The sequence below is a fragment of the Paenibacillus sp. sgz302190 genome (assembly GCF_059820445.1).
The window spans coordinates 162854-185705 of record NZ_JBZYAO010000002.1; the positions used below are offsets into that span (position 1 = coordinate 162854).

A 22852-nucleotide genomic window follows, 5' to 3' on the forward strand; every position below is an offset into this window, starting at 1 on the left:
AGAAGTCAAACGATGTCAAACTTGCCCAATTGTCCGAAATGCAATTCAGAATACACTTACGAGGACGGAAGCTTGTTGGTGTGCCCGGAATGTGCTCATGAGTGGACCTTAGAATCCGGTTCCGAAAATAGCGAAGACGAAAAAATCGTTAAAGATGCCAATGGCAATGTTTTGCACGATGGCGATTCAGTTACCGTCATTAAAGACCTGAAAGTAAAAGGAACGTCGTTGGTCGTCAAAATAGGCACCAAAGTAAAAAATATTCGTCTGATTGACGGCGACCATGATATTGACTGCAAAATTGACGGGTTCGGAGCAATGAAATTAAAATCGGAGTTTGTAAAAAAGATATAGCTTCGGCTTCTCGTTGAAGGGACTTCCTTAGGTTGCAGAACCTGGGAAAGTCCCTGCCCTCCACTTCAAAAACATGCTAGTCACAAAAAGCCCCTGCTTCTAAAAGCGAAGCCGGGGCTCTTTCATATAAAAAATCAATTACGCGCCAACAGCAGGCTTACGTTCTGAGATATAGCAGGCAATTCCTAAAATCAGCGCAAGTCCTACAAGCACGGCACCGACCCAAGGGAGGGAAGCGATGGACAGTTGGGTTATAACCGATCCTCCGATGAAAGCGCCTGTTGCATTTCCAAGGTTGCCGGCTGAATGACTGGCGGTAGAGGCTAATGCCGGCGCGGACTGGGCTAAGCTCATAATACGCACCTGCATCCCCGGGAATACGGCGAAGGAAGCGGCTCCCCAAAGGAAGATGGTCAATACCGCGGCAGCGGGGCTGTGAACGGTAAAAGTAAACATAGTAAGGAGGACGCATGTTATGAAGTAAATTCCAAGTATGGAAGGCATCAGTTTCCAGTCCGCCAGCTTGCCGCCGATCATGTTGCCGGCGGTCACTCCGCAGCCGAACAGAACCAGGATCCAGGTGACGTTATGTTCGGTAAAACCGGTAATTTGCACAAGCAGCGGGGTAATGTAAGTAAATACGGCAAATAGGCCGGCATTGCCTAACGCAGTGATCAGCAGGAATACAAGAAGCTTGGGATTCGCAAGGGCGGAAATCTGCTGAACAATACCGGCGGACTTGTCTTGCCGGATTTGCGGTATGAAGATTAGTATGCCGACCAATGTCACGGCACCCATAACGGCAATCGTCCCGAACGAGGCGCGCCATCCCAAATGCTGGCCGATAAATGTCCCCAACGGGACACCGATAATATTCGCAATGGTGAGACCGGCCATCATGATAGATACGGCTCCGGCCCTTTTGTCCGGGGCGACAAGGCCGGAGGCAATAACGGCCCCGACTCCGAAGAAAGTCCCGTGAGTCAATGCCGTGATCACACGAGCCCCCATCAGAACGGCGTAGTTCGGGGCGATCACGGAGAGTACATTGCCGAGGATAAATAAAACCATCAATAGACATAATAGTTTCTTTTGCGGAATTTTGTGGGTAAGCACCGTCAGAATTGGGGCTCCTACGGCTACTCCAAGCGCATACATCGTAATGAGCTGTCCTGCGGCCGAGATGCTGACATTCAAATCTTCGGCCACATTAGGTAAAAGACCCATGATGACAAATTCAGTCATTCCAATCGCAAAAGCTCCCATTGTTAAAGAAATTAACGAGATGGGGAACGATTTTTTAGCGGTTTGTTTCATGGTAGTGCTTTGGGATAATTCCATGATGTTATTTTCACCTTTCTGCTGTGTTGGCTGAAGCTTTAAACAGCCCGTACCATATTATTTAACTTTCATAACAAGTAATCAAGTATTTTGACGAAAGTTCCAAAAATCTTAACATGAACCGTGCATACGTCCGCATAAAAGAAAAGGCCCTCCTTTATATTAGGAAGGCCTTCAATTTATAACGACTCTTTAATGATGCGTTTGTAGAACAGCACCGACAAAAGCCCGAAGATGGAGTAGAGCGCCGTATACAGCAGCATGACGATCACCATCGGCGTCCATAGCTCGGTACCGAAGAAGAACCAGCCGGATTTGACGGCAAAATAGCTGTGGAGCAGTCCGACGATTAACGGTATACCGAAATTAAAGAGCTGCTTGATCTGAATGCCCCGGAGCAGATTTCCTTGGGTGAATCCGAGCTTCCGCAAGATGGTATAGTTCGGTTTCTCTTCTTCTCCTTCGTCCATTTGTTTGAAGTACAGAATGCAGCCCGAGGTAATCAGGAAGGTCAGCCCCAGGAATCCGACGATGAACATGATCAGCCCCATGGTGCCCTTCTGACTTGCAACGATTTCCGGCTGGGAGTAATAGCCCTGTTTGTCGCCGAAACCCAGTTCGTTAAAGATTTTGCTTGCTTTGTCAAGCAACGACGGATCGGCAATGTCGATACCGAAATAGACGGAGCTTTTCTTTTGAATATCCGGCTTCAAATCCCCGGCTAACCGCTCATAGACCGTACGATCCACAATCGCTGCCGGCACGCCGCCCGAAAAATACAAAGATACGACAGCGTCTTTTTTTACACCGATTAGTTTCTGCTTGATGGATTGCGACTTTCCTTTAAGTTCAACCTGCCCTGTTGTCTTGATCGCCATAAATTGCATCAATGCGTCGCTGGAACCGGCAAACAGCGTCTCTTCAGGAGTGACATCCGCGCCCGGAACCGTATCCTCGCTGATGATAGGGATGATCATCCTATCTCTGTCGATTTCGGTCAGCTTTGCTTCGGAGATTTGAGATATATCGGCGTTCACCTGAATAACGTCCCGCCGGGTTGTCTTATACGCGATACGCTCCTTGTCGAGCGCTTGGGTGAATTTCACGGCATCATCAGCGGAAAGGACGGAAAAATGGTTGGGCACGCTTTGCCGGGACAGCTTTTCCGCCGAATAGTAAGAAATAAAGCTGAGGGACAGCAATCCGATTGCAAGCGCAGAGACGGTTGTTATAATCGTCAGCAGCAGGGCGTTTGATTTCATTCGGAACATGATGGACGAAAGGGACAGCACATCGTTGAGCGATAAATAACCGCCTTTGCTTTTACGGATCGCATTGAATATAAAGCTGACGGAACCCTTATAAAACAAATACGTTCCGATGATGACGGATCCCAGAATCAAGATCATGGCAAGGAACAACTGGTTCATATTTACGAAATCGCCGCGGAATAATCTGGTGGATACATAATACCCCAGCAAAACAAAGCCAATCCCGAGCAGTCCGATGAGCATTTCGAACAGGGACATTTGCTTGATTTTGTTCTCGGTGGTGGATACGACGCGGAACAACGACAAAATACTCTGGTTCCTAATGAACATAAAATTCATCATCATAATAAGCAAATAGATGGCCGCGAATACGATGAGAGTCTGAATCATAGCGGAGGATGAAAAGTTTAGGGCTGCTTTGGCGTCCACGCCTATCACCTTGAATAAAATCATCAGGATGAGCCGCGAGGAGGAGAACCCGACGAAGATGCCGATCAGCATGGAACCAAAATACAGGATCAGGTTCTCGCTGCTCAGGATCCGGAATATTTTTCCCTTGGTCAATCCGATCAATTGAAACAGCCCGATCTCCTTGCTGCGCCGCTTGATGAAGATTTTGTTGGCATACAGCAGGAAAATGGCCACGATGGCAACAAGCAGCACCGACGCCGCGCCGAGAGCGGCAGCGCCTTTTATAGATCCCTTGTACTCGTCCATAGCCGGATCGTATTGCAGGGTGACAAAGGCGAAATAGAGCGCGACGCTAAAGATGAGCGCAAATACGTACAAATAATAATTTTTAAGATTCTTTTTCAAATTGCGGTAAATCAGGTCGGTAATGCTCATGCCTGGACACCGCCCAGTACGCCTTGCGTCTTGATAATGTCATTGAAGAAGGCTTGCCTGGATTCCTCGCCCTTGATCAACTGCGTGTAAATCTGCCCGTCTTTGATAAAAACGACTCTGCTGCAATAACTGGCCGCCACGGGATCATGCGTAACCATGACGATCGTTGCCGTGATCTTCCGATTGAGTTCGCTTAACTTGTGCAGCAGATCGGAAGCGGATTTCGAGTCCAGCGCACCTGTCGGTTCATCTGCAAAAATGATCCCGGGCTCATGAATAAAAGCGCGGGCGGCCGATGTCCGCTGCTTCTGCCCGCCGGATATTTCATTCGGGTATTTGTCCTTGAGTTCATAGATACCGAGCTCTGTCGCTACGATTTGAAATTTCTGATCGGCTTCTTTCCTGGATACGTTCCGGATCGACAATGGCAGCAGCACGTTTTCTTTCACCGTCAGCGTATCCAGAAGATTATATTCCTGAAAAATAAAGCCGAGATGCCGCTTGCGGAATTCGGCGAGTTCCTTCTCTTTCATTCCCGTGAATTCCTTGCCTTCGATTTTGATGCTCCCGCGGCTGACATGATCAATCGAAGAGAGCACGTTCAGGAGAGTCGTTTTCCCTGAGCCGGATGCGCCCATAATGCTGACGAACTCGCCTTTTTCCACGCTAATGTCGATGCCTTTCAGCACTTCCTGTTTATTGAATTTGTTGCCGTAGCTTTTATAAATTTTATTTGCTTCCAAAATCGCCACTTCTATCACTCCTTCAGCTCATGCTCTCATCATACTCGAACAGGCCCGCCCTTTTCCTTCGATTCGCCGAACAAAGCGCAAAAGCATGTGACAATTTTGTCACATGCTTCTTACGTCTATAAAATCATTTTTTTTCGGAAAAGTTAGCGTGAAGGCGGTGCCCGTTTGAGGCTTGGAGTCCACATCGATGCGGATTAACAGGGAGTCGGCAGCTTTGCGTGTCAAATAGAGTCCCATTCCGGTTGCCGCGCTGTCCGTATGCACAGCCGTCGACGTAAATCCTTTGTCAAAAAGCCGCGGCAGGTCCTTGGGGTCGATGCCGCGCCCGAAATCCTGAATGCGAAGCCTGACTTGCCCGTCCTTCATCTCGCTTTCAATGATAATGTCGGAAGCATCACTGTATTTCACGGCATTCGTCAGCAGCTGTCTGACGATAAAGCCCAGCCACTTCGCATCCGTGAGCACCTCCGGGACTTGCAGCGAGACGTCAAAGCCGATGCCTTTTTGCATACACCAGGACTGCAGCGCTTTGATTTCCTTGTAGATGATCGGTTCCAGCGCAGCCGTCTCGATGAATACATCATTTTTGATGAAAGGGATGCGTCTCTGATGCAGCTGCCGGTCAAGAAGAAGGTGAATGCGAAGCCATTCGTACATCAGTTGCGGCTTGAGCGTCTCGTCGTCCAGGCGCTCGATCATTAATTGCATCGTTGTGAGCGGCGTTTTCACTTCATGAATCCAGGATAGGAGCTCGTCCTTCTCTTGTTCAAGTTCGATCAGATGCAATGAGGATTCTTGCTTATACCGCTCGGTTTGCCGGGCGAGCATGTCCAGCGCCATATTTTCAAACGGACTTTCCGGATCGGCTATGGCGGCTAAATCGCAAGTTTCATCCCAAGATTCCAGGCTTTTATAAAACTTCGTTTCCTTATGGTACCTCACGAACAGAAACACCGTAAAAATAAGCGCCGAAAGGAAGACGATATAAAGGATCGGCAGGAACGGGAGGGACGTATCTACGGCGGCAATAAATAGAACGAGCAGTTGAAGAAACAGGAAGAGGACAATCCAGCTTAGCCGTTCCCTGACGTATTTTCCGATCATAAAAAAGCAGCCTCTTCCGCAGCCATATAGCCTTGTCCCACCTTCGTTTCGATAAAAGCGCCCAATCCGATGTTATCCAGCTTTTTGCGCAGACGGTTGACGTTCACGGTCAACGTATTGTCGCTGACAAAGTGCTCGTTGTCCCACAGGCTCTTAATGAGCTCTTCCCGGCTCACGATGCGATTTTTTTGTTCGATGAGTATTTTTAAAATGAGCATTTCATTCTTCGTCAATTCGAGCGAGCCGTTCTCATTGGCAATGGTGTTCTTGACGTATTCAACGGCAGCCCCGCGCCAGGTTCTAAGCTCAATCCGCTCTGTGTTGTAATTGTATACACGGCGGAGGGTAGCCTGGATTTTGGCGATCAGCACCTCAAAGTGAAACGGCTTCTGAATAAAATCGTCTGCACCGAGCTGCATGGACATCACCATATCGGTCGGATGATCGCGCGAGGACAGAAAGATGATTGGCACATTGGAATGGGAGCGGATCATTCTGCACCAATGGAAGCCGTCAAACTTGGGCAGCTGAATATCAATAATGACGAGATCGGGCTTAATTTCAGTAAACTCATGGATCACTTTGCTGAAATCCCGGACTCCGTATACGTCATAGGTCCACTTCAGGAGACGTTCTTTAACTTCATGAAACAGGGTTATATCGTCTTCAATCAGCATAATTTTGAACACTGGGAGTCACCACACTTTTTGTAATCGGCAGTTTATTCCCAGTGTATAGCAAAACTCAGGCAAGCGCTATCTTAGACCACAAATGTTACACCAGCGTCGAACCGCCGTCTACGACTACGATCTGTCCGGTGGAATATTTTTCGCGCATTAAGTACAGATACGCCTCGGCTGCGTCTTCCGGTTCTCCCACCCGGCCAACAGGGAGGGTTTTTCCGACGTTCTCATACATCGCGTTCCGGTCTTGTTCGGGAATGCCGTCCCACAGTTCCGTACGCATGAGCCCGAGACAAACGGCGTTGACACGCAGCGGGCCGAGCTCGACGGCCAGCGCCCTGGTCAGTGCCTCAATAGCGCCGCATATGCTGGCCGCGACCGTCAAGCCTTTTTGCGGCCTGGCTCCGGCGGCGCCGGAAGTCAAAGTGATGGAGCCGCCCTGTCTCATGTTCTTACTGCCGTACTTAGCGGCCATGAATGCCCCCCAGTACCGCAGGTTGAAACACCGGCGCGCCGCGTCCACATCCATTGCGCTGAGGCTTTCGACTTGCAAGGATTCGCCGGCCGTGAAAACCAAGTGGTCGAATTCGCCGATTTGGTCGAATAATACGCGAATCTGATCCTCATTCGCGAGATCGGCCGCATGTCCTTCCGCGCCGTGGGGAAGACGCGAGATGGCCGCGTCAACTCTTTCTTTTCGGCTGGATACTACGACTACGGACGCCCCTTCCCGCGCTGCGGCTTCGGCTGTCGCGAATCCGACTCCTGACGTTCCTCCAAGGAGGATAACACGCTTGCCTTTCAATGTGCTGCTGCGTTCGTTCCGGTCTGGTTTTATCATACAATCTCCCTCGTTATTCGTTATGTTTTTCAGCTTTAGGCTTCGGCTCCGTTCCTCCTTCACTACGGGCGACAAGTCGATTATAATTTGAGTTGTAACTGACAAACAGGTCTGCATTTATAGTATTATTCGGGATACTGCTATAAATTCTATTACGATGGGAGAGGTGAGGTGGCATCGTTATGAATAATGAAAGAAGACGAAAAGAACTGGCCGATTTCCTCCGAACCCGCCGCGAACGTTTATCTCCGCATGAGGCGGGACTGCAGGTTGGAGCCTCGCGTCGCCGTACGCCTGGCTTAAGGCGGGAGGAAGTGGCAAGCTTATCGGGCATTTCCTTGCCCTGGTACACCGCACTGGAGCAGGGGCGGGATATTCAAGTGTCGGAGCAAGTGCTGGAGAGTCTGGTCCGGGCACTCCGGCTCAGCAACGACGAACGCAACCATCTTTTCGTTCTGGCGAACCCTTCTCTGCTTCCGAATGCAGCGGCTGACGAATCCGTTCCTCCGGCTCTGCAGCAGATTCTCGACAGGTTGGGAACCTACCCGGCCTATGTCATCGACAAACGCTGGAACGTTTCCGCATGGAACCAAATGGCAAGCACTTTATGCGGGGGACTTTCAACAACTAGAAGAAATCGAGAAAAATATGCTTTGGCGCGTCTTCGTGCTGGAGAAAAATAAAGCTCGCATCGCCAACTGGGATAATGTCGCAACCCTGCTGCTGGCCCATTTCAGAAGCCGGTATGCATTGCACATGAACGATCTGTGGTATCAGGAATTGGTTAGCAAGCTATGCGAGAGCAGCGAGGAATTCAGGGAGTGGTGGGGACGGCATGACGTTTCCGGGAATTCGGAAGGGGAACAAGTGATGCTTCATCCCGAAGCAGGCCGGCTGACATTTCGCTACAATACTTTTGCCGTCTCTGAAAGCGGCGACTTCGTGATGAGGGTATACACGCCAATCGAAAATACCGGAACTAACGAACAATTAGAAGGTTTATTGTAAAAATGAGGGGCTTTCCCGCCAAAAGGGGAAGCCCCTTCCGCATAGGTTCTCGGCGGAAGGGGCGATACTCGGTTAGGGCTATGGGAAACAGCGAGCCCCTAACTTGAGGGACAGCCGCTTTTTCTGGGCGCGCACCTATCCTTGTGAGGTCGCGGAACTGAACAAAATGAGCAGGAGACATCGCGGTAGGAAAAAAGCCTGCAAAAGTGCAGGGATTTTCTCTGGAATTGGCTTATTTTGGGGAAAAGCCTGCAAAAGTGCAGGAATTTTCGCTGAAAGTGAACCTGAGCCCATGTTCCCGCTGAAAAGCCTGCACAATTGCAGGAATTGTTCGTAGCCAGCGACCAAGGACGTAAATTCATGTATTTTTGCAGGTTTTCTTCGTTGCAGCCAGGCAGTTTGTGGTTATCGCCTTTGATGCGGGGGTTTTTGGGCAGCCTGATTTTTGCAGGCTTTTCGCCAAAATGAACCCTGCTAACGGAAAAAAACCTGCCCTTTATACGAAAATAGACTCAGTAGACCTGAATTATTTTCATTCCGTGGGGTGACGTCCACGGCGTCATGGGGGGCGCAGGTTTTCCCCATGCGCGTAGCTCCCAGTGCACGCTGTATGACCGCGGTCAGTCGACCGACCACACGCGGCCAAGTAAATGTATTCCGCTCAAGCGGCCGAGTTTTGCTTCCAAATTTTATTTGAAATCGTACCCTTGCTGCTCCAGCATCCGTTTCACATCCGGATAATAAATCCGGTTGTAGATGGAGGATACGGTTTGGCTCCAGTTTCTGGTTTCTTTTCCATTTGTTCGCTTCTCCATGTAAGCGGAAATCGTCTGATCATATTCATGAATCAGATCCTTCAAGTTCGTGTCGTACCGCTCTTTATGCCAGACTGCCGCTTGCGGCAGACGCGGTTTTTTGGCGGAATGATCGGCAGGGTGTCCGACGACAAGCCCGCTTACGGGGAAAACGTACTCGGGAAGCCCCAGCAGCTCGATCAGCTCCAGCGGCTGCCTTCTCACGCCTCCGATCGGCACAATGCCGAGGCCTAGCGATTCGGCGACGGCAATCGCATTGCCCATCGCCAGGCCAACATCCGTCGCTCCTACTAAAATGGATTCCACGCCTTCGGTAATAGCCAGTTGTTCGCCGTTCAATTCCGCCGCGATCTTGGCCCTGTAATAATCCGTGCAAAACACCAGGAACACAGGCGCTTGCGCGATCCAGGCTTGATTGCCGGCCAATTCGGCGATTTTTTCTTTTGTAGCCCGATCCTGGATGCTGATGACAGACACCTGCTGTCCGTTGATGGAGGACGGGGCTGCCTGCACGGAGTCTATAATGAGTTTTAAATCCTGCTCGCTGACCGGTTGATCGGTGTAACTGCGAATGGAGCGGTGATTCGTTAAGGTTTCGTATACGTTGTTCATTGGGTTATCTTCCTTTCAATTCAGTATTATCGATCATCAATAAATGACCGGATTTAATAATTGATTTTTGCAAATATTTGTTCGAGAGAACCTCTCCCAATCAGGAAGGAGGCTCCTTTAAGCTTTGGCCGCTGCGAATCGCATCGCTGAGCAGTTTCATCGTTTCGAAGGTCTGCTCATGTTTTTTTGCCGGTATGTGCTTGAAAAGATTTTGCAGACACGCTTCCACCGCCGCGGCGATTTGCTGCTGCTCCTGCTCGCCCTTAGGCGTCAAGGACAATACCACGTACCGCCGATCGTTCGAATCGGGTATCCGTGCGACCAGTTCCAGTTCCACTAGCTGCTGCACTTGTCTGCTGAGCGAACTGGTGTCCGTCGCAAGCAATTGGGCGAGATCGTTGAGCGAAATGTTGGGCCGTTTGCTTAACTCATACAAAATATGGCTATGAGCGACCGAAATGCCGCAGCCTTGCGCGCCGTCTTTTTGCAGGGACCCGAATGTGCGAACCAACTGCTGCAAAGTTTCTCTGACTTGGACATATGGAGAGCCAGCGTTCATCGTTATCACCCAAACACATGATATCATACAATAGTTGATATTTGCAATTAATTAAATTCAGCCAGTTCATACCAAATGGCCGTTCGCATTGCTCAAATCGCTTCGCATCATTGGTTGACTTGCGAGTACCCGCTTTGACAAAATCGGACTCGGGGTCCTCGATATTATATCCATAAATTTCGTCCCGGTATGCAAAGACGGCGTCCAAATCGTTCGAACCTTTTGCAGAACGGCCGATTTTGCCGTCCGGTCAACTAAGGATCGCGGGGTGTCGGCCGAATAAAGCCGGGGGATTACAAATTCTTTGTAATTTCGAGCTATTTCAACCCGGGATTCTATTTCCGCAATATGGTACTTTAGTAGTTATTATGATAGTATGAAATTGTTGCAATCTGTTAAATTTTGCTGATAATTGGAGTGATTAGCGTGGCGTTAATCGATAGAGTCAAGTACGACGGAGCGGCAGACGGAAACTGGTTGGCATACAAATATCCCAGTGAAGATTTGTCTCTTGGCGCGCAGCTTGTTGTCGGCGAGGGACAGCTTGCCATTTTCGTCAAAGAGGGCAAAGCTTTGGACGTATTCGGGCCCGGTACCCATACCTTGTCAACGGGAAATATCCCTTTGCTGGACAAGTTGATTAACTTGCCGTTCGGCAGCGAAACTCCTTTTACGGCCGAAGTTTATTATATTAATACAACATTGAATATGAACTTGAAGTGGGGAACCGAGTCGCCGATTCAGATCGTGGATCCGGTGTATCGAGTCAGGATTAATACAAGGGCGAACGGGCAGTACACGATAAGAGTGGATGACTACAGCATTCTGCTGACCCAGCTCATAGGTACGCAAAGAGGCGGAACGACTATTACCGTCCAGCATGTACTTTCTAGCTTCAAAGGCATCATCCTGAATAGCGTCGACACGATTCTGGCCCAATACATCATCGAGAAACAAGTATCCGTCCTGGATATCCGCACCAAACAAAGGGAAATCGCGCAGCTTTGCATGGAAGATATGAAAGAGGGATTTTCCACATTCGGCATAGAGTTGGTTAACTTTTTCGTCAACTCTATTAATTTTCCGGACGAAGACATGGAGGTTATCAACGGAATTCTCCAGCGCAAAGCGGAATTCGACATTCTTGGAGATGCCAGATATGCAACGGAAAAACAATTCGAGATCATGAACAATTTTGCTCAAAATGAAGGTACTTCGGCAATGGCGAATGCCGGTCTCGGATTAGGCCTTGGGCTTGGCATGATGGGGCAAGTCGGAAACGTGATGTCGGGTATATCGAACAACACGCTTCGGCAGCCGGTGCCTGCGCCTGCGCCTGCGGGAGGCGTTCCGTGCAAGCATTGCAGCGCCGTTAACGCGGCGGATGCCAAATTTTGCGCGGAATGCGGCCAAAAAACGCAATCGGCCAAGCAATGTCCGCAATGCAGCGCGGAGAACAAGGAGAACGCCAAATTTTGTTCGGAATGCGGTACCGCCATCGGCACCATTTCCTGCCCGCAGTGCAATCAGGAACTGAAGGCCGGGGCAAAATTTTGCCATGAATGCGGCACATCTCTAGGATAGGGAGTGGATGGACTTGAGTAAGGACCGGTATTTTAAAATACTTGCGAGCGCCGTTGCCGCCTGTGTGCTGCTTCTCATGTTGTTCCTTATTTTTGTCGCAGGGCTGACGCTCCATTCACTTGCCTCTTTTTGCGTACTGCTCGTTGTCATGTTGATAGGGGCCGCTGAAGTCGTCAGCATTTATCATGTTTTTATGTCGAAAAGGTCCTCCTCCGTTTTACTTCCCCATAAACTGGCGTTATTTACGGCAACCCAATTGTTTGCTGTCGTTGAGCTCGTCCTGATTGGAATATATATGAGATCCGCTCCGGCAGCGGGCCAAGCGGAGATAGGCGCCAGCTATATTTTGCAGACGTTGCTAGGGGTCGTCTTGTATATTGTGGTGTATGCATCGATCCTGTTTTGGGGCAATCTCGGCAAAAAAGATGCGGATAGCCAAGCGGAACAGAAGGCCGGCACCCGGAATGTCGCGGCAGCTTTGTCCGGTATTATCGTTTCGTATAACCAACTGGCCGGGCAGTATCAAAGTCTCGATTTCAGCAAAACCAAAATATTGTTCGATAAGCTGGCTGTCAAATCAAGGGCGCTCGGCGTTTTGGGGCGAAGCGGCCAGGCGGACGCAGAGTGGGACCTGGTTTATTCATGCGAGGAATTGAAGGGGCAGCTTGACCAATATCGGAATCAGGAAAACATTCAACAGGAACATGTAAATGAAATACATCGGAAGACTTCTCAAATCTTGCAAGCGATCCAGGCGTTGGACAGAGCCGGAATTCAGTAGGAGGCAGCTATGGCGAAAATTTTAGTGAATACGTGTCCCAACTGCGGGGCGAACCTGCCGGCGGATTTGAACCAGGTATGCGAATTTTGCGGTACCGCGTATATTCCCAAAACGCTTGCATCCTTGGCGAGGATGGACAGCCAGACCAAACACAAGTACATTACCTCTTACAAGCAAATTCTCGAGGATAACAAGGGGAATATCCCCGTCGCCGTTTCCCTGGCTATGTGCCATATCGATGCGCAAAATTACGAGTTTTCATTTGACATTTTGAAAAAACTGGCCGAGAACGACTGTACGGACCCCAATGTGTTCTATTATATGGCGCTCGCCATGCTTGAGGGGAAAAAACCGCGTGTACTCCGCATGGACCAAGTCCGCAAGGTGGAGTCGTATTTAAACAGCGCCCAAGTGCTGTCCAGCGGCAACGGCTTGTACTACATTTTGCAGGCGGTCATCAAGAGAGATTATTACGAGTATTACTTGTTCAACATGCATCAAGGGGATAGCAGCAAGCTGCTGCTTGAGAAAGCGAACAATTTCAAGCTGGATGCGGAAGAGGTACACCAGATTTTGAAAATCGTCAAGCTGGACGAAAGCGATAGAAATTACTTTGATTCCGTGTTGGCACTTTAGACGAAAGGTGATTCTATGAGCACATTGAAAAATTTGTCGGAGGTTTCTTTCGACGAGCTCCCTTTGACCGAAAAGCTGGCGTATTTGAAGCATGGTTTGACGACAGATGTCCCTGCATTTCATCAAACGGAGCCCGTTTTGAAGAAAAACCGGCTTTTTGATAGTTTGGCCAACAGACCGGTTAGATGCTGGATACTGACAGCTTTGATCTTAAGCGTATTGATTTGGGCGCTCAAGTTGGTTAACAGCATTTCCGATATAGTCGCCATTCTTTTATGGGGCGTCGTGTTTCTGCTGCTGGTCGTCTATTTTATTTGCAAGAAAAAAGTCGACGGTTTGTTTATTCGCTGGAATGACAAGATTATGAAGAAATTCAATCTGGAGTATGAAAATAAGCTTGAAGCCTACCAAGCCGATCTTGCCAAGCATCAAGAAGAATTGGGCGAGTACAACGCCAGGGAGCTTACGTATGAGCAAGCTGCACGCACTGTAGAGCAGGCGATACATGCCCACGGCGTGAGATTTTGCCGGACGCTGCTGGGGGTCGACGAGACCGAACTAATCGCTCTTCATTACATCAAATCACCGAATCTTAAGAAAGCCTCGAGAAAATACGGCGATCATGAGGTGTATGCATCTTTTCAGGTACAGTACATTTGCATGACGGACACCGAGCTTTACGAGATGAATGGGGAAATCGAATTGTTTAGCGAAGAATTTACCGATTACAGCACATCGAGAATCCTGTATTCGAAAATCAAAAACTCGGATGAAAGACATAACAACTACAATTGTCTGAACTTTTTTGCCGTTACAACCAGCAATAACGATGGCAGCGAAAGTGACGTGATGTACATTCCTTCCGGCAACCTCAGACCCCAGGTTAACTACTACATTCAATCGGTCACTTGGGCCGCGTTGAGCAAAACCGCCCCGGGGTATAACCAAATTCAAACTGCACGAAGCACTGCTAGCCGTTATACCAAAACTCCGCTATCTTACGATCAGTTTGAAGAAGCGGTGAAAAATATGAAAAATCTCAAGTGCATCAACTACGAATCCAAAAAGGAAATGACGGAAACCGAGACCGACGTGGAAAATTTCAAAACCGTCAAACTGGTCGTAGAACGAGCCATCAACCGTAAAATGCGCGAGAGCACGATGTGATGAAAGTTAACAAAAGCGCCCTTTCTAAACCAGGAAGGGCGCTTTGTTTGTATGACTGACACCGCGTCCATGATGGAGGCGGGGCAGGCTGTTTCCGCGGTTATTCCTTTGCCTCGATGCGCGCAAGCTCCTTGTGAACGATGGGCGCGACCCGGGTGCCGAGCAGTTCGATGGCGCGCAAAACTTCGCGGTGCGGCATCGTGCCGACGTTCACATGCAGGAAGAAGCGCGTGACGCCCAAGTTTTTGCGCAGCAGAACGATCTTTTCCGCGACGAATTCGGGATCGCCGACATAGAGGGCGCCCTGAAGGCTGCGAGCGGCGTCAAAAGCGGCGCGGGTATAAGGCGGCCAGCCCCGCTCGCGGCCGATGACGTTCATTTGGGCCTGCGTCGACGGGAAAAATATATCGGCGGCTTGCTCGGTTGTTTCGCCGACAAACCCGTGCGAATGCGTCGCAATCGCCAGCGTGTCGGGATTGTGCCCGGCCCGCGCGGCCGCTTCCTTGTAGAGAGCGACTAACGGAGCGAATCTCTCGGGCATTCCGCCGATGATGGCGAATGCGATCGGAAGCCCCAGCATGCCTGCCCGGATCGCCGACTGCGGGTTCCCGCCGCTTGCAATCCATACCGGCAGCGGATTTTGAACGGAGCGCGGATAGACGCCGAGGTTATTGATGGCGGGGCGATGCCCTCCGCGCCATGTGACCTTTTCCGAGGCTCTGATCGCCAGCAGCAGCTCCAGATTTTCTTCGAACAATTCATCGTAATCTTCCAGGCTGTATCCGAAAAGCGGAAAAGATTCAATGAATGACCCCCGGCCCGCCATAATTTCGGCCCGGCCATTCGAGATGCCGTCAAGGGTGGAAAAAGCTTGATAAACGCGAACCGGGTCGTCTGAGGACAACACGGTAACGGCGCTTGTGAGCCTGATCCGCTTGGTCATGGAAGCCGCTGCCGCCAATACGACAGCGGGCGAAGTGCCGGCGTAATCGGCTCGATGATGCTCCCCGATTCCATATACATCCAGGCCGACCTGATCGGCCAGGACGATTTCCTCAACCGCGTTGCGGAGCCGCTCGGCATGGCTGATCACTTTCCCAGTCACCGGGTCCGGCGTTGCCTCCAAAAATGTGCTGATCCCTATTTCCATATTCGTTGTTTGATCCGTCATATTCATTCTCCTCCTCCATTATTTCCAGTTTACTTATTTTTTTATTGTTTCTCAAGTTTAGTAAGCAAATATTGCTTCGATATTTTTCGACGATTTATTTTTACTGGTGGGATCCGTCTACATTCGCTCCGGGTTCATACGGCGCAAAATTAGCGGTTGAAGCAACGAAAAGAGTGTACTTTCTACAAATGTAGAACGTACGCTCTTTTTTCGATTTATATGTTTTTGGGTTTAGGGGAAGCGAAGCTTACCCTCTTATTTACTGTGGCGGCAGCCGATCATGAAGCGGCCTGGCAGCGCGAAAAACCTGCGAAAGCTGCAGGCTGTCCGGAAGTCCACACGCCAGAACCGGCCGCACAATCTGCCTGGCTATGGTGGCGCGAAAAAACCTGCAAAAGTACAGTTTTTGCTCGGTTGATGCGCTGACTTCGGCATATTCCTGCAAATGTGCAGGCTTTTTGCCGAGAACATAGGATCTGGTTCATTTTTATCGAAAATTCCTGCACAATCGCAGGCTTTTCGTCAAAATGAACCATGTTTACGAAGAAAACCTGTACAATCGCAGTTTTTTTTCATGCCAAGCCGCCTTGCCCCCACTTCAGCTCCGCAACCCGTGCAGGAGAGGCGTGGGTCGGGGAAGAGTGGCTGTGCTCGCCGTGGCATCCGACTTCACCTGCTCGTTGACCACACCGTAAGGCGCAGCGAAAAAGGGAAGGGGACTGCCTAGTGGCCGCCATCAGGCTGAACCCGGCGATATCTTCTTTATTTTGGACATTGAATATTTAATTTCTACCGTTTTTGAAAAGGCTTACATCAATTATGGTTATTACAATCGCCGGATGATTGGCGGATGGCAGAGGCTTTTCAGACGTGCAGGAGGGGAGTGACAATTATGAATGATGCCGTGAGGCTCTAACGCGGTCCGGGCGGTTGGAACAATCAGAACAGTCGAAACAGTCCTGATTCTCAAAAATGGGGAGTGAGAACATGAACAAGCGAACCGGGAAAAATGTTTTTGCAAAAATGGCCGCTGCGTTGGCCGCATGTATGCTGGTTGCAGCGGGCCTGCCATTAACCGCACATGCCGGAGATACGTGGCCTTTTACGGGAGAAAGCGCCCAAGGTGCGAACCAGCCGAGCGTGCATGGCTATACCGGCAGTCACATTGCGAACTGGAGTCCGATAACCGATCCGGGGGCGCAAATGCTGCGGTCCCGCGTGCCCTTGCAGCCCCGCAACGCACCGTTTGCTGCAACACAAGCCAATCCGGGGTTGAACCCGGATGCAAAGCTGATCACCGTAGCGGGCGATTACGGAAATGCATTTATCGAGAACGCGGCGTATACGAATAAATTTGCGCAGTACCATTTTAACTTCTGGCAATATGTCGATTATTATTCTTACTGGCACGGCACCGCCACCGCTTATACGCCTCCCGCCTACTACGACGACTTGGCCCAGTCGGATTGGCAGCAAAAATGGTTCGAGTTCGGCATCCTGAATATCCCGAATCCGACCTACACCGATGCGGCGCACAAGAACGGCGTGCTGTCTCTGGCCTGTATTTTCTTTTCGAATAATGACCGCGGCCAACAAACGTATAAACAAATGCTCGTCAAAGATGCAAGCGGCAAATTCCCGGTGGCGGAAAAGCTGATTGAGATGGCCCGGTATTTCGGGTACGACGGCTATTTTTTCAACCAGGAAGAGCAAGGTCCTAACGTCGCAGCCGCGGATATTCCGGACTATATCGCTTTCAAGAAAGTGCTGCAAAAAAGCGGGCTGTATGTGCAGTGGTACGATTCCTTGAGTACCAGCGACGGCGCCAATACGTTTGCCAGAACGTTCAACGATAACAATATTTCATTTTTATACGATAAAGCTAAAAAAGAGCGGGTTGCAAATTCGTTTTTCTTCGATTATGGCGTGGGCAGCACCCAGATTAATAGCGCTACAAGCTATTTGAACGCTTTGAACGGCGCTTACGGGACAAATTATACGATTTACGACACAGGATTTGCCGGTATTGAGGCTGGGGGGAACAGGTGGAGCGCTGCGAACGGCGCGCAATTGAGCAGCAAGCTGAGCAACGGGGTGCCGCGTTTGAGCATCGCGACATTGGGGGCGGATTTTGTGCATGCCGGCCTTGACGAAGACATGGGCCTTGCATGGCCGAGCAGACACAGAGCGGAAAACGACTACCAGTGGATGACGACGGTGCGCGAACAGCTTTGGTGGTCCGGCCCTAACCTGAACCCCAAAAATACAACGAAACCTTCGGCGAATACAGTGAGCGACGTCTATGCCGACAACAGAAACTGGCCGGGGATCGCGTCGGTTATGGCCGAACGGTCCGTTATCGGCGGCACGAATTTTTACACGGATTTCAATACGGGTCACGGGCTGTCCTATTATGTAAACGGGGCGGTCTCCAGTGACAGCGAATGGTCGAACATGAGCCTGCAGGACATTCCGGTTACATGGCAATGGTGGCAGGACACGGCGGGCGGCAGGCTTACCGTTGATTACGACTACGGTCCAAAATACAAGTTTGCCGGCACTAACAATCGCTTCAAATATGGGCAAATCGGCGGGTTCAGGGGCGGCAGCTCGCTCGTAGTCAACGGCAGCCTGAATGCCGAAAATTTCCTGCGCCTGTACAAGACGAATTTGAACGTCAACGCAAATTCCAAACTGTCCGTCACGTATAACAAACCGTCAGCCGACGATTCATCGGCCATGAAGGTCGGTTTGATTATGGCGGACAATCCGAACACTGTCGTCAAGATCGCTGTTCCGGATACGGGCAAGCATACGAACGGCTGGGTCACGAAGGAATTGGATCTGAGCCCGTATGCCGGCAAATCCATCGCCGCGTTCGGTCTGGTTTTCGATCCGGGGGCGGGAACGGTTGCGAACTATCAGATGAATATCGGGCACATCGGAATTTCCGACGGTTCCGCAGCAAAGCCGGCGGCGCCGATAGGCTTGGCGATCACCGGGCTGTTCGCGGACACGGGTGAAATGTATGTGAAATGGAACCTGGATACCGATTATGCCAAAGTCAAGCAGTACAATGTCTATGTAAACGACGTTTATGTCGGCGGGAAATACGACGAAGGTTTTTATATCAAAAAACTGCCCGCCAAGTCGGGAACGGTCAAGGTCGTCCCGGTCGGCGCAGACGGCAAGGAAGGCGCTGCCGCTACGGCAGCTTACGATCTGAACGCCGCTGTCTCCGGCATTCATGCGGACTCCAAGGCAAATGGCGAATTTGCCGTGTCCTGGACCAATCCCGCGGGGGCCGCCGGGGATATCCGGGTAAGCGTCAAATCGTTGAACTGGATTACGACTCCCGCGCCTGTGGCCAAACAAACGGTAGTCCCCGTAGGTTCGACTTCGGCGGTATTTGCCAATATGCCCGTGAACGGCGACGATTACGTGGTCACGATCACGGCGGGGAGCACCAATCCGATATCGCTCAGCGGCCGTTTTATCGATGTCATTGCCGAACCGTACGCCGAGGCCTGGTCGTGGAGCGGGAATACGCTCAAGCTGCCGATGCCTAACACGAGAGATTGGCGGTATTTGTACGTCTATGAGAACGGTATTGCAAAATCTTTTGCCACGACGTACAGCTCGGGCAGCAAGCCGATGATCGTCCGGGGCCGCTCGACCAAAGCAAGCCTGAGCTTTACTTCGACAGCCTCAAACGTCTACGTCGTGTTGGAGGACTATGCCGGGAACAAATCGGCGCGGGTATATCTCAGGCAGTAGCTTGAACGGTTTAAAATAGCTGCAAAAGCATGCTCACCGTACTCGGGCGTCTGATCTTTGCTAATTTGGCGAAGCGCAGACGCCTGCTCTAACTTTCATGATATACTCATATCAGCAATAGGGGGCGATTGACGATGAAATGGACCCTTTACCATAGATATTTAAAAAACAACGCGTTTACGAAATTCATCCTCTTGTTCTCCGTCATCGCTATTGCAACGATCATTATGTGCTCTTATCTCGTATTCAAGCTCATTTCGCAATCGGCCGTCGAGCGGCAGTTGGAAGTGCAGAAACGGGCCGTTGAAAGCGTAAACAATTACATGGAGCAAAAGTACGAGTCCGTACAGGCAATCGTGCGAAATATATACAGAGATGACGGACTGGCGGCCAATACTGCGTATTTGTTGGAGCATCCTTATCAGGACTATATCGGATACAGAATGGACCGGTTTTTCAACGAAAGCAAATCGGCCTCCGAGGCGGTCAAATATTTTCGAAATCAGATGGAAGACGACCCTGATATTATTAGCCTTGTGCTGTACAGCGCCAACGAGCAGGTCATGTACGTCTATCACAAGAACGGGCAATTCCGGATTATACCCGCGAGCGCGGCCCATTCGTATGTGCCCGACGCCATGTATTTGGGAGAAGGCGGTCAAGTATCGCTTCCTAACATCTGGGTGCGCAAAAGCATCGGTTTGCCCCAAAGCCCCATGTTCACCGTCCGCACGCCGATCAACAACAAGTTCTCGCTGCGGAATGCCGGTCAACTGCTCGTTTTTTACGATTCCGGCGCAGTATGGAACAGCATTGCTAATTACAAAGACGACTACAAGGGCGCCATCATGGTGCTTTCGGCCAACAGCGACGTCATGTTCGACACTTCCGGCGAGCGGTACGGACAAACGTATGCCCCAAGCGAGCGGGACGGCATGATGATTACCCCGCGGACCCACAGCCAGGGCGGCTTCACCGTCGTCAGTATAGTGCCCGGCACAGAACTGGCTGCGACATATCGGGGGGCGCGCAACGCGATTATCATGATCGGCTTGGCATGCATCTTGTTTGCGGTGCTGTTTCCATCCCTGTTTTTAAGCAGCTTTGCCAAACGGACGCATAACATTATTCGCTTTACAAGAAAAGTGAAGAACGGAGATTTTACAGCCAGAATCGCAGTTTCGAAGGAAGACGAGCTCGGACAAATTTCCCGGAGCTTCAACGACATGCTTGAGGAGTTGAATTCATACATAGATCGGGTGTACAAAGCTGAAATCAAGCAAAAACATACGGAAATCGCCGCGCTGGAAGCCAGAGTCAATCCTCATTTTCTTTACAACACACTGGAGGTCATCCGCATGCGGGCCATCTCCCAGGGAGCCGCGGATGTAGGCGAGATGATCTACAGCCTGTCCGCCCTGTTCAAAAGCTACGCCCGGCCCAAGCCCGTGTATACGTTAAAGGACGAGCTGGAGGCATGCCGTCTGTACCTGGAATTGTTTCGAATCCGCTACAGGGACAAATTTTCGTATAAGCTGCATTGCGGCAAGGAGCTGGAGAAGCGCAAGATGCTCAAGATGTCGCTGCAGCCGATTGTGGAGAACTACATTTTGCATGGCATGAACCCGGAGCGGACCGACAACCGCATTCAGATTTCGGTGACGAAGGAAGAGGGCCATATTCGCATCCTGATTGAAGACAACGGGCGGGGAATTTCGCCGGAGCGGATGGAGAGACTGGCGCAGGAGCTGGAAAATCCCGAAGGGATGACATCGTTCGGGCTGCGCAGCATTCACGAGCGGCTGAGGCTGCTGTACGGCAGCCCGCACGGCATTGAAGTACATAGCGAGTTGGGGGAAGGAACTGTCGTAACCGTATTGTTCCCGGATCCGGGTGAGGAGGCGCCAGACTATGTATAACGTATTTATTGTGGACGACGAGCCTTTCATTATTGAGGGGTTGTACGATATCATCGATTGGGACGAGGTTGGGCTGGCCATTGTCGGACAGGCGCAGAACGGACAAGAAGCGCTCAAGAAGCTGGAGAGCGTGCCCGTCGATCTTTTGATAACGGATATCTCGATGCCGATCATGAACGGTTTGGATCTGATCCGGTCCGCGCGCGGGCTGCTGCCTGAGCTTAAGGCGGTTGTTTTGAGCGGGTATGACGAATTTGCTTATGTGAAAGAAGGGCTGTCTCTCGGGATTGAGAACTATTTGCTGAAGCCGATTAATTTGCAGGAATTCCGGGATACGCTCGGTGCGGTCGTGGAAAAGCTGAATATTTCGCGGACGGAACATAAGCCGAGCCCGTACAGCGAGGAGATCATGAGGGACCATGTCGTACACCGCTGGCTAGGCAATCAGATCGGCCCGGAGGAGCTGGCTGAACGCGCAGAGCTGCTGAATCTGCCCATCGGCAAGGCGTTCGTGCAGGCGGCGGTTTTACGCCCGGAGCAGCCCGGCGGCGCTTGCCCGGAAACCGTCCGGGGATGGATGCGGGACCGCCATCGGCCGGTCATCTTTCAGGATTTGGACGGCGATATCGTGCTGCTGCAGGGTGGAGACAATGCCTCGGAATTAGCTGCCGCGACGGAAGAAACGCTGGGCCTGCTGATGCAGGCGCTGCCCCCGGCAAGCGGGCTGCGTCTGTCGGCAGGCAGCGTGGAGGAGGGCGCAGCCGGGGCATCGCACAGCTACAGGCAAGCGAAGCGGACGCAGGAATATTTCATGATGCACCCGGAACGCAGCATGCTTCGTTTCGCGGAACTGAAGCTCTATCAGAGCGATATGGAGTCTGATCTTTCTTTTGACTGGAACGAATTCGCCAAGCTTGTTATGACCAAAGACAAGGAAGGAATGCTGGCGGGCATCGAAGCGTTCGTGCGGAGGATGGGAGCGCGGCCCGGAATATCCCCCGACTCGCTGCGGGATGCGGCGGTGGAATGGATGATTTTGCTGAACTTGCAGGTGAAGGAAATCCGCCATACGGCCGAGCCGGAATTTTACAGGAAGTGCGCTGCGAAAATAAGAAAATCGGGATCGATCGGAGAACTGGCCGAAGCGATGAAAGAAGCGGCGGCAGCGGCGATTGACCTGCTGGAGCGCGACATCAAAAGCCCGGTAGTTCAGCAGGTGATGAATGTTGTTCATAAATCGTACAGCGAGGGCTTGTCGCTCAAAAAACTGGGAGCGTTGTACAACATACACCCGGTGTATCTCGGCCGGTTATTCAACAAGGAGGTCAACGAGTCCTTCACGGAATACTTGAACCGCTACCGGATTGAGAAAGCGAAGGAGCAGCTGCGTTCGACGCATCTGAAAGTCCATGAGATCGCCCGGAACGCCGGGTATTGGGAGATCGGATATTTTTATAAACAATTCAAAAAATACGTAGGAGTATCCCCTACGGAATATAAGGAGCTCCTTTAGCGTCTTCCGCTGGGGCTTTTTTGTTTATTTTATACAACGACTTATTTAGTTTGACTTCTATTTGAAAAGGTTTTCATTTATTACAGTGGTAGTAGGCAATCAAAAGGGAGGGTACACA

Annotated in this window: 17 protein-coding genes and 2 pseudogenes; 10 read left to right on the forward strand and 9 right to left on the reverse strand. The window is 50.8% G+C overall.

The genetic code is table 11. From position 1 onward, the window contains the following. Positions 1 to 12 precede the first annotated feature (12 nt). Positions 13 to 354, forward strand: a complete 342-nt coding sequence (locus AC6RNO_RS04285; protein ID WP_474682553.1) for a zinc ribbon domain-containing protein YjdM — start codon at positions 13 to 15, stop codon at positions 352 to 354. 138 nt (positions 355 to 492) lie between these two features. Here AC6RNO_RS04285 and AC6RNO_RS04290 read toward each other — a convergent pair whose 3' ends face one another. From AC6RNO_RS04290 to AC6RNO_RS04315, 6 genes and pseudogenes are all read right to left on the reverse strand, one after another. Next, positions 493 to 1695 (reverse strand): MFS transporter, encoded by a 1203-nt coding sequence (locus AC6RNO_RS04290; RefSeq protein WP_497104732.1) that lies wholly within the window; start codon positions 1693 to 1695, stop codon positions 493 to 495. Between the two features lie 179 nt (positions 1696 to 1874). Further along, positions 1875 to 3812 (reverse strand): FtsX-like permease family protein, encoded by a 1938-nt coding sequence (locus AC6RNO_RS04295; RefSeq protein WP_497104733.1) that lies wholly within the window; start codon positions 3810 to 3812, stop codon positions 1875 to 1877. Then, a pseudogene (locus AC6RNO_RS04300) lies at positions 3766 to 4564 on the reverse strand (ABC transporter ATP-binding protein). The gene AC6RNO_RS04295 and the pseudogene AC6RNO_RS04300 overlap by 47 nt, the downstream one beginning before the upstream one ends. A 99-nt stretch (positions 4565 to 4663) precedes the next feature. Continuing rightward, positions 4664 to 5668 carry a sensor histidine kinase gene (locus AC6RNO_RS04305; protein ID WP_474682420.1) on the reverse strand — a complete coding sequence of 335 codons (1005 nt, stop codon included), beginning with the start codon at positions 5666 to 5668 and terminating at the stop codon, positions 4664 to 4666. Beyond that, entirely contained in the window at positions 5665 to 6357 is a 693-nt protein-coding gene (locus AC6RNO_RS04310; protein WP_474682421.1) for a response regulator transcription factor, read from the reverse strand. The genes AC6RNO_RS04305 and AC6RNO_RS04310 overlap by 4 nt, the downstream gene beginning before the upstream one ends. 85 nt (positions 6358 to 6442) lie before the next feature. Continuing rightward, positions 6443 to 7192: an SDR family oxidoreductase gene (locus tag AC6RNO_RS04315; protein ID WP_474682422.1), complete on the reverse strand. Its 750-nt coding sequence runs from the start codon at positions 7190 to 7192 to the stop codon at positions 6443 to 6445. Positions 7193 to 7374: 182 nt separating this feature from the next. Here AC6RNO_RS04315 and AC6RNO_RS04320 point away from each other — a divergent pair. Beyond that, positions 7375 to 8200, forward strand: a pseudogene (locus tag AC6RNO_RS04320) (helix-turn-helix transcriptional regulator). A 689-nt stretch (positions 8201 to 8889) separates the two neighbouring features. Here AC6RNO_RS04320 and AC6RNO_RS04325 read toward each other — a convergent pair. Continuing rightward, on the reverse strand, positions 8890 to 9627 hold the full coding sequence (locus AC6RNO_RS04325; RefSeq protein WP_474682424.1) for an NADPH-dependent oxidoreductase: 738 nt from the start codon (positions 9625 to 9627) through the stop codon (positions 8890 to 8892). A gap of 100 nt (positions 9628 to 9727) precedes the next feature. Then, positions 9728 to 10186 carry a MarR family winged helix-turn-helix transcriptional regulator gene (locus AC6RNO_RS04330; protein ID WP_474682425.1) on the reverse strand — a complete coding sequence of 153 codons (459 nt, stop codon included), beginning with the start codon at positions 10184 to 10186 and terminating at the stop codon, positions 9728 to 9730. A gap of 426 nt (positions 10187 to 10612) precedes the next feature. Here AC6RNO_RS04330 and AC6RNO_RS04335 point away from each other — a divergent pair, with 426 nt between their 5' ends. The 4 genes from AC6RNO_RS04335 to AC6RNO_RS04350 are packed head-to-tail and all read left to right on the forward strand — an operon-like array spanning position 10613 to position 14354. Beyond that, entirely contained in the window at positions 10613 to 11770 is a 1158-nt protein-coding gene (locus AC6RNO_RS04335) for an SPFH domain-containing protein (protein WP_497104734.1), read from the forward strand. A 7-nt stretch (positions 11771 to 11777) separates the two neighbouring features. Continuing rightward, positions 11778 to 12551 (forward strand): hypothetical protein, encoded by a 774-nt coding sequence (locus AC6RNO_RS04340; protein WP_474682427.1) that lies wholly within the window; start codon positions 11778 to 11780, stop codon positions 12549 to 12551. Positions 12552 to 12560: 9 nt separating this feature from the next. Next, complete coding sequence (locus tag AC6RNO_RS04345; protein WP_488435081.1) at positions 12561 to 13187, forward strand: hypothetical protein; 627 nt, start codon at positions 12561 to 12563, stop codon at positions 13185 to 13187. Positions 13188 to 13202: 15 nt separating this feature from the next. Further along, the gene (locus AC6RNO_RS04350) at positions 13203 to 14354 is read left to right on the forward strand and encodes a hypothetical protein (protein ID WP_474682429.1); all 1152 of its coding nucleotides are present in this window, start codon (positions 13203 to 13205) and stop codon (positions 14352 to 14354) included. A 100-nt stretch (positions 14355 to 14454) separates the two neighbouring features. Here the strand turns inward: AC6RNO_RS04350 and AC6RNO_RS04355 are convergent, their stop codons facing one another. Beyond that, the gene (locus AC6RNO_RS04355; RefSeq protein ID WP_497104837.1) at positions 14455 to 15504 is read right to left on the reverse strand and encodes an Atu2307/SP_0267 family LLM class monooxygenase; all 1050 of its coding nucleotides are present in this window, start codon (positions 15502 to 15504) and stop codon (positions 14455 to 14457) included. A 177-nt stretch (positions 15505 to 15681) separates the two neighbouring features. On the opposite strand from AC6RNO_RS04355, the gene AC6RNO_RS04360 reads away from it, so the two are divergent. The 4 genes from AC6RNO_RS04360 to AC6RNO_RS04375 all read left to right on the forward strand — a co-directional run bounded on the left by AC6RNO_RS04360 (position 15682) and on the right by AC6RNO_RS04375 (position 22734). Further along, positions 15682 to 15951 carry a hypothetical protein gene (locus tag AC6RNO_RS04360; protein WP_497104735.1) on the forward strand — a complete coding sequence of 90 codons (270 nt, stop codon included), beginning with the start codon at positions 15682 to 15684 and terminating at the stop codon, positions 15949 to 15951. 561 nt (positions 15952 to 16512) lie between these two features. Then, complete coding sequence (locus tag AC6RNO_RS04365) at positions 16513 to 19302, forward strand: endo-beta-N-acetylglucosaminidase (RefSeq protein WP_497104736.1); 2790 nt, start codon at positions 16513 to 16515, stop codon at positions 19300 to 19302. A gap of 134 nt (positions 19303 to 19436) precedes the next feature. After that, a complete protein-coding gene (locus AC6RNO_RS04370; RefSeq protein WP_497104737.1) occupies positions 19437 to 21221 on the forward strand; it encodes a histidine kinase in 1785 nt (594 codons plus the stop codon). Continuing rightward, complete coding sequence (locus AC6RNO_RS04375; RefSeq protein ID WP_474682433.1) at positions 21214 to 22734, forward strand: response regulator; 1521 nt, start codon at positions 21214 to 21216, stop codon at positions 22732 to 22734. The genes AC6RNO_RS04370 and AC6RNO_RS04375 overlap by 8 nt, the downstream gene beginning before the upstream one ends. Positions 22735 to 22852: the final 118 nt, after the last annotated feature.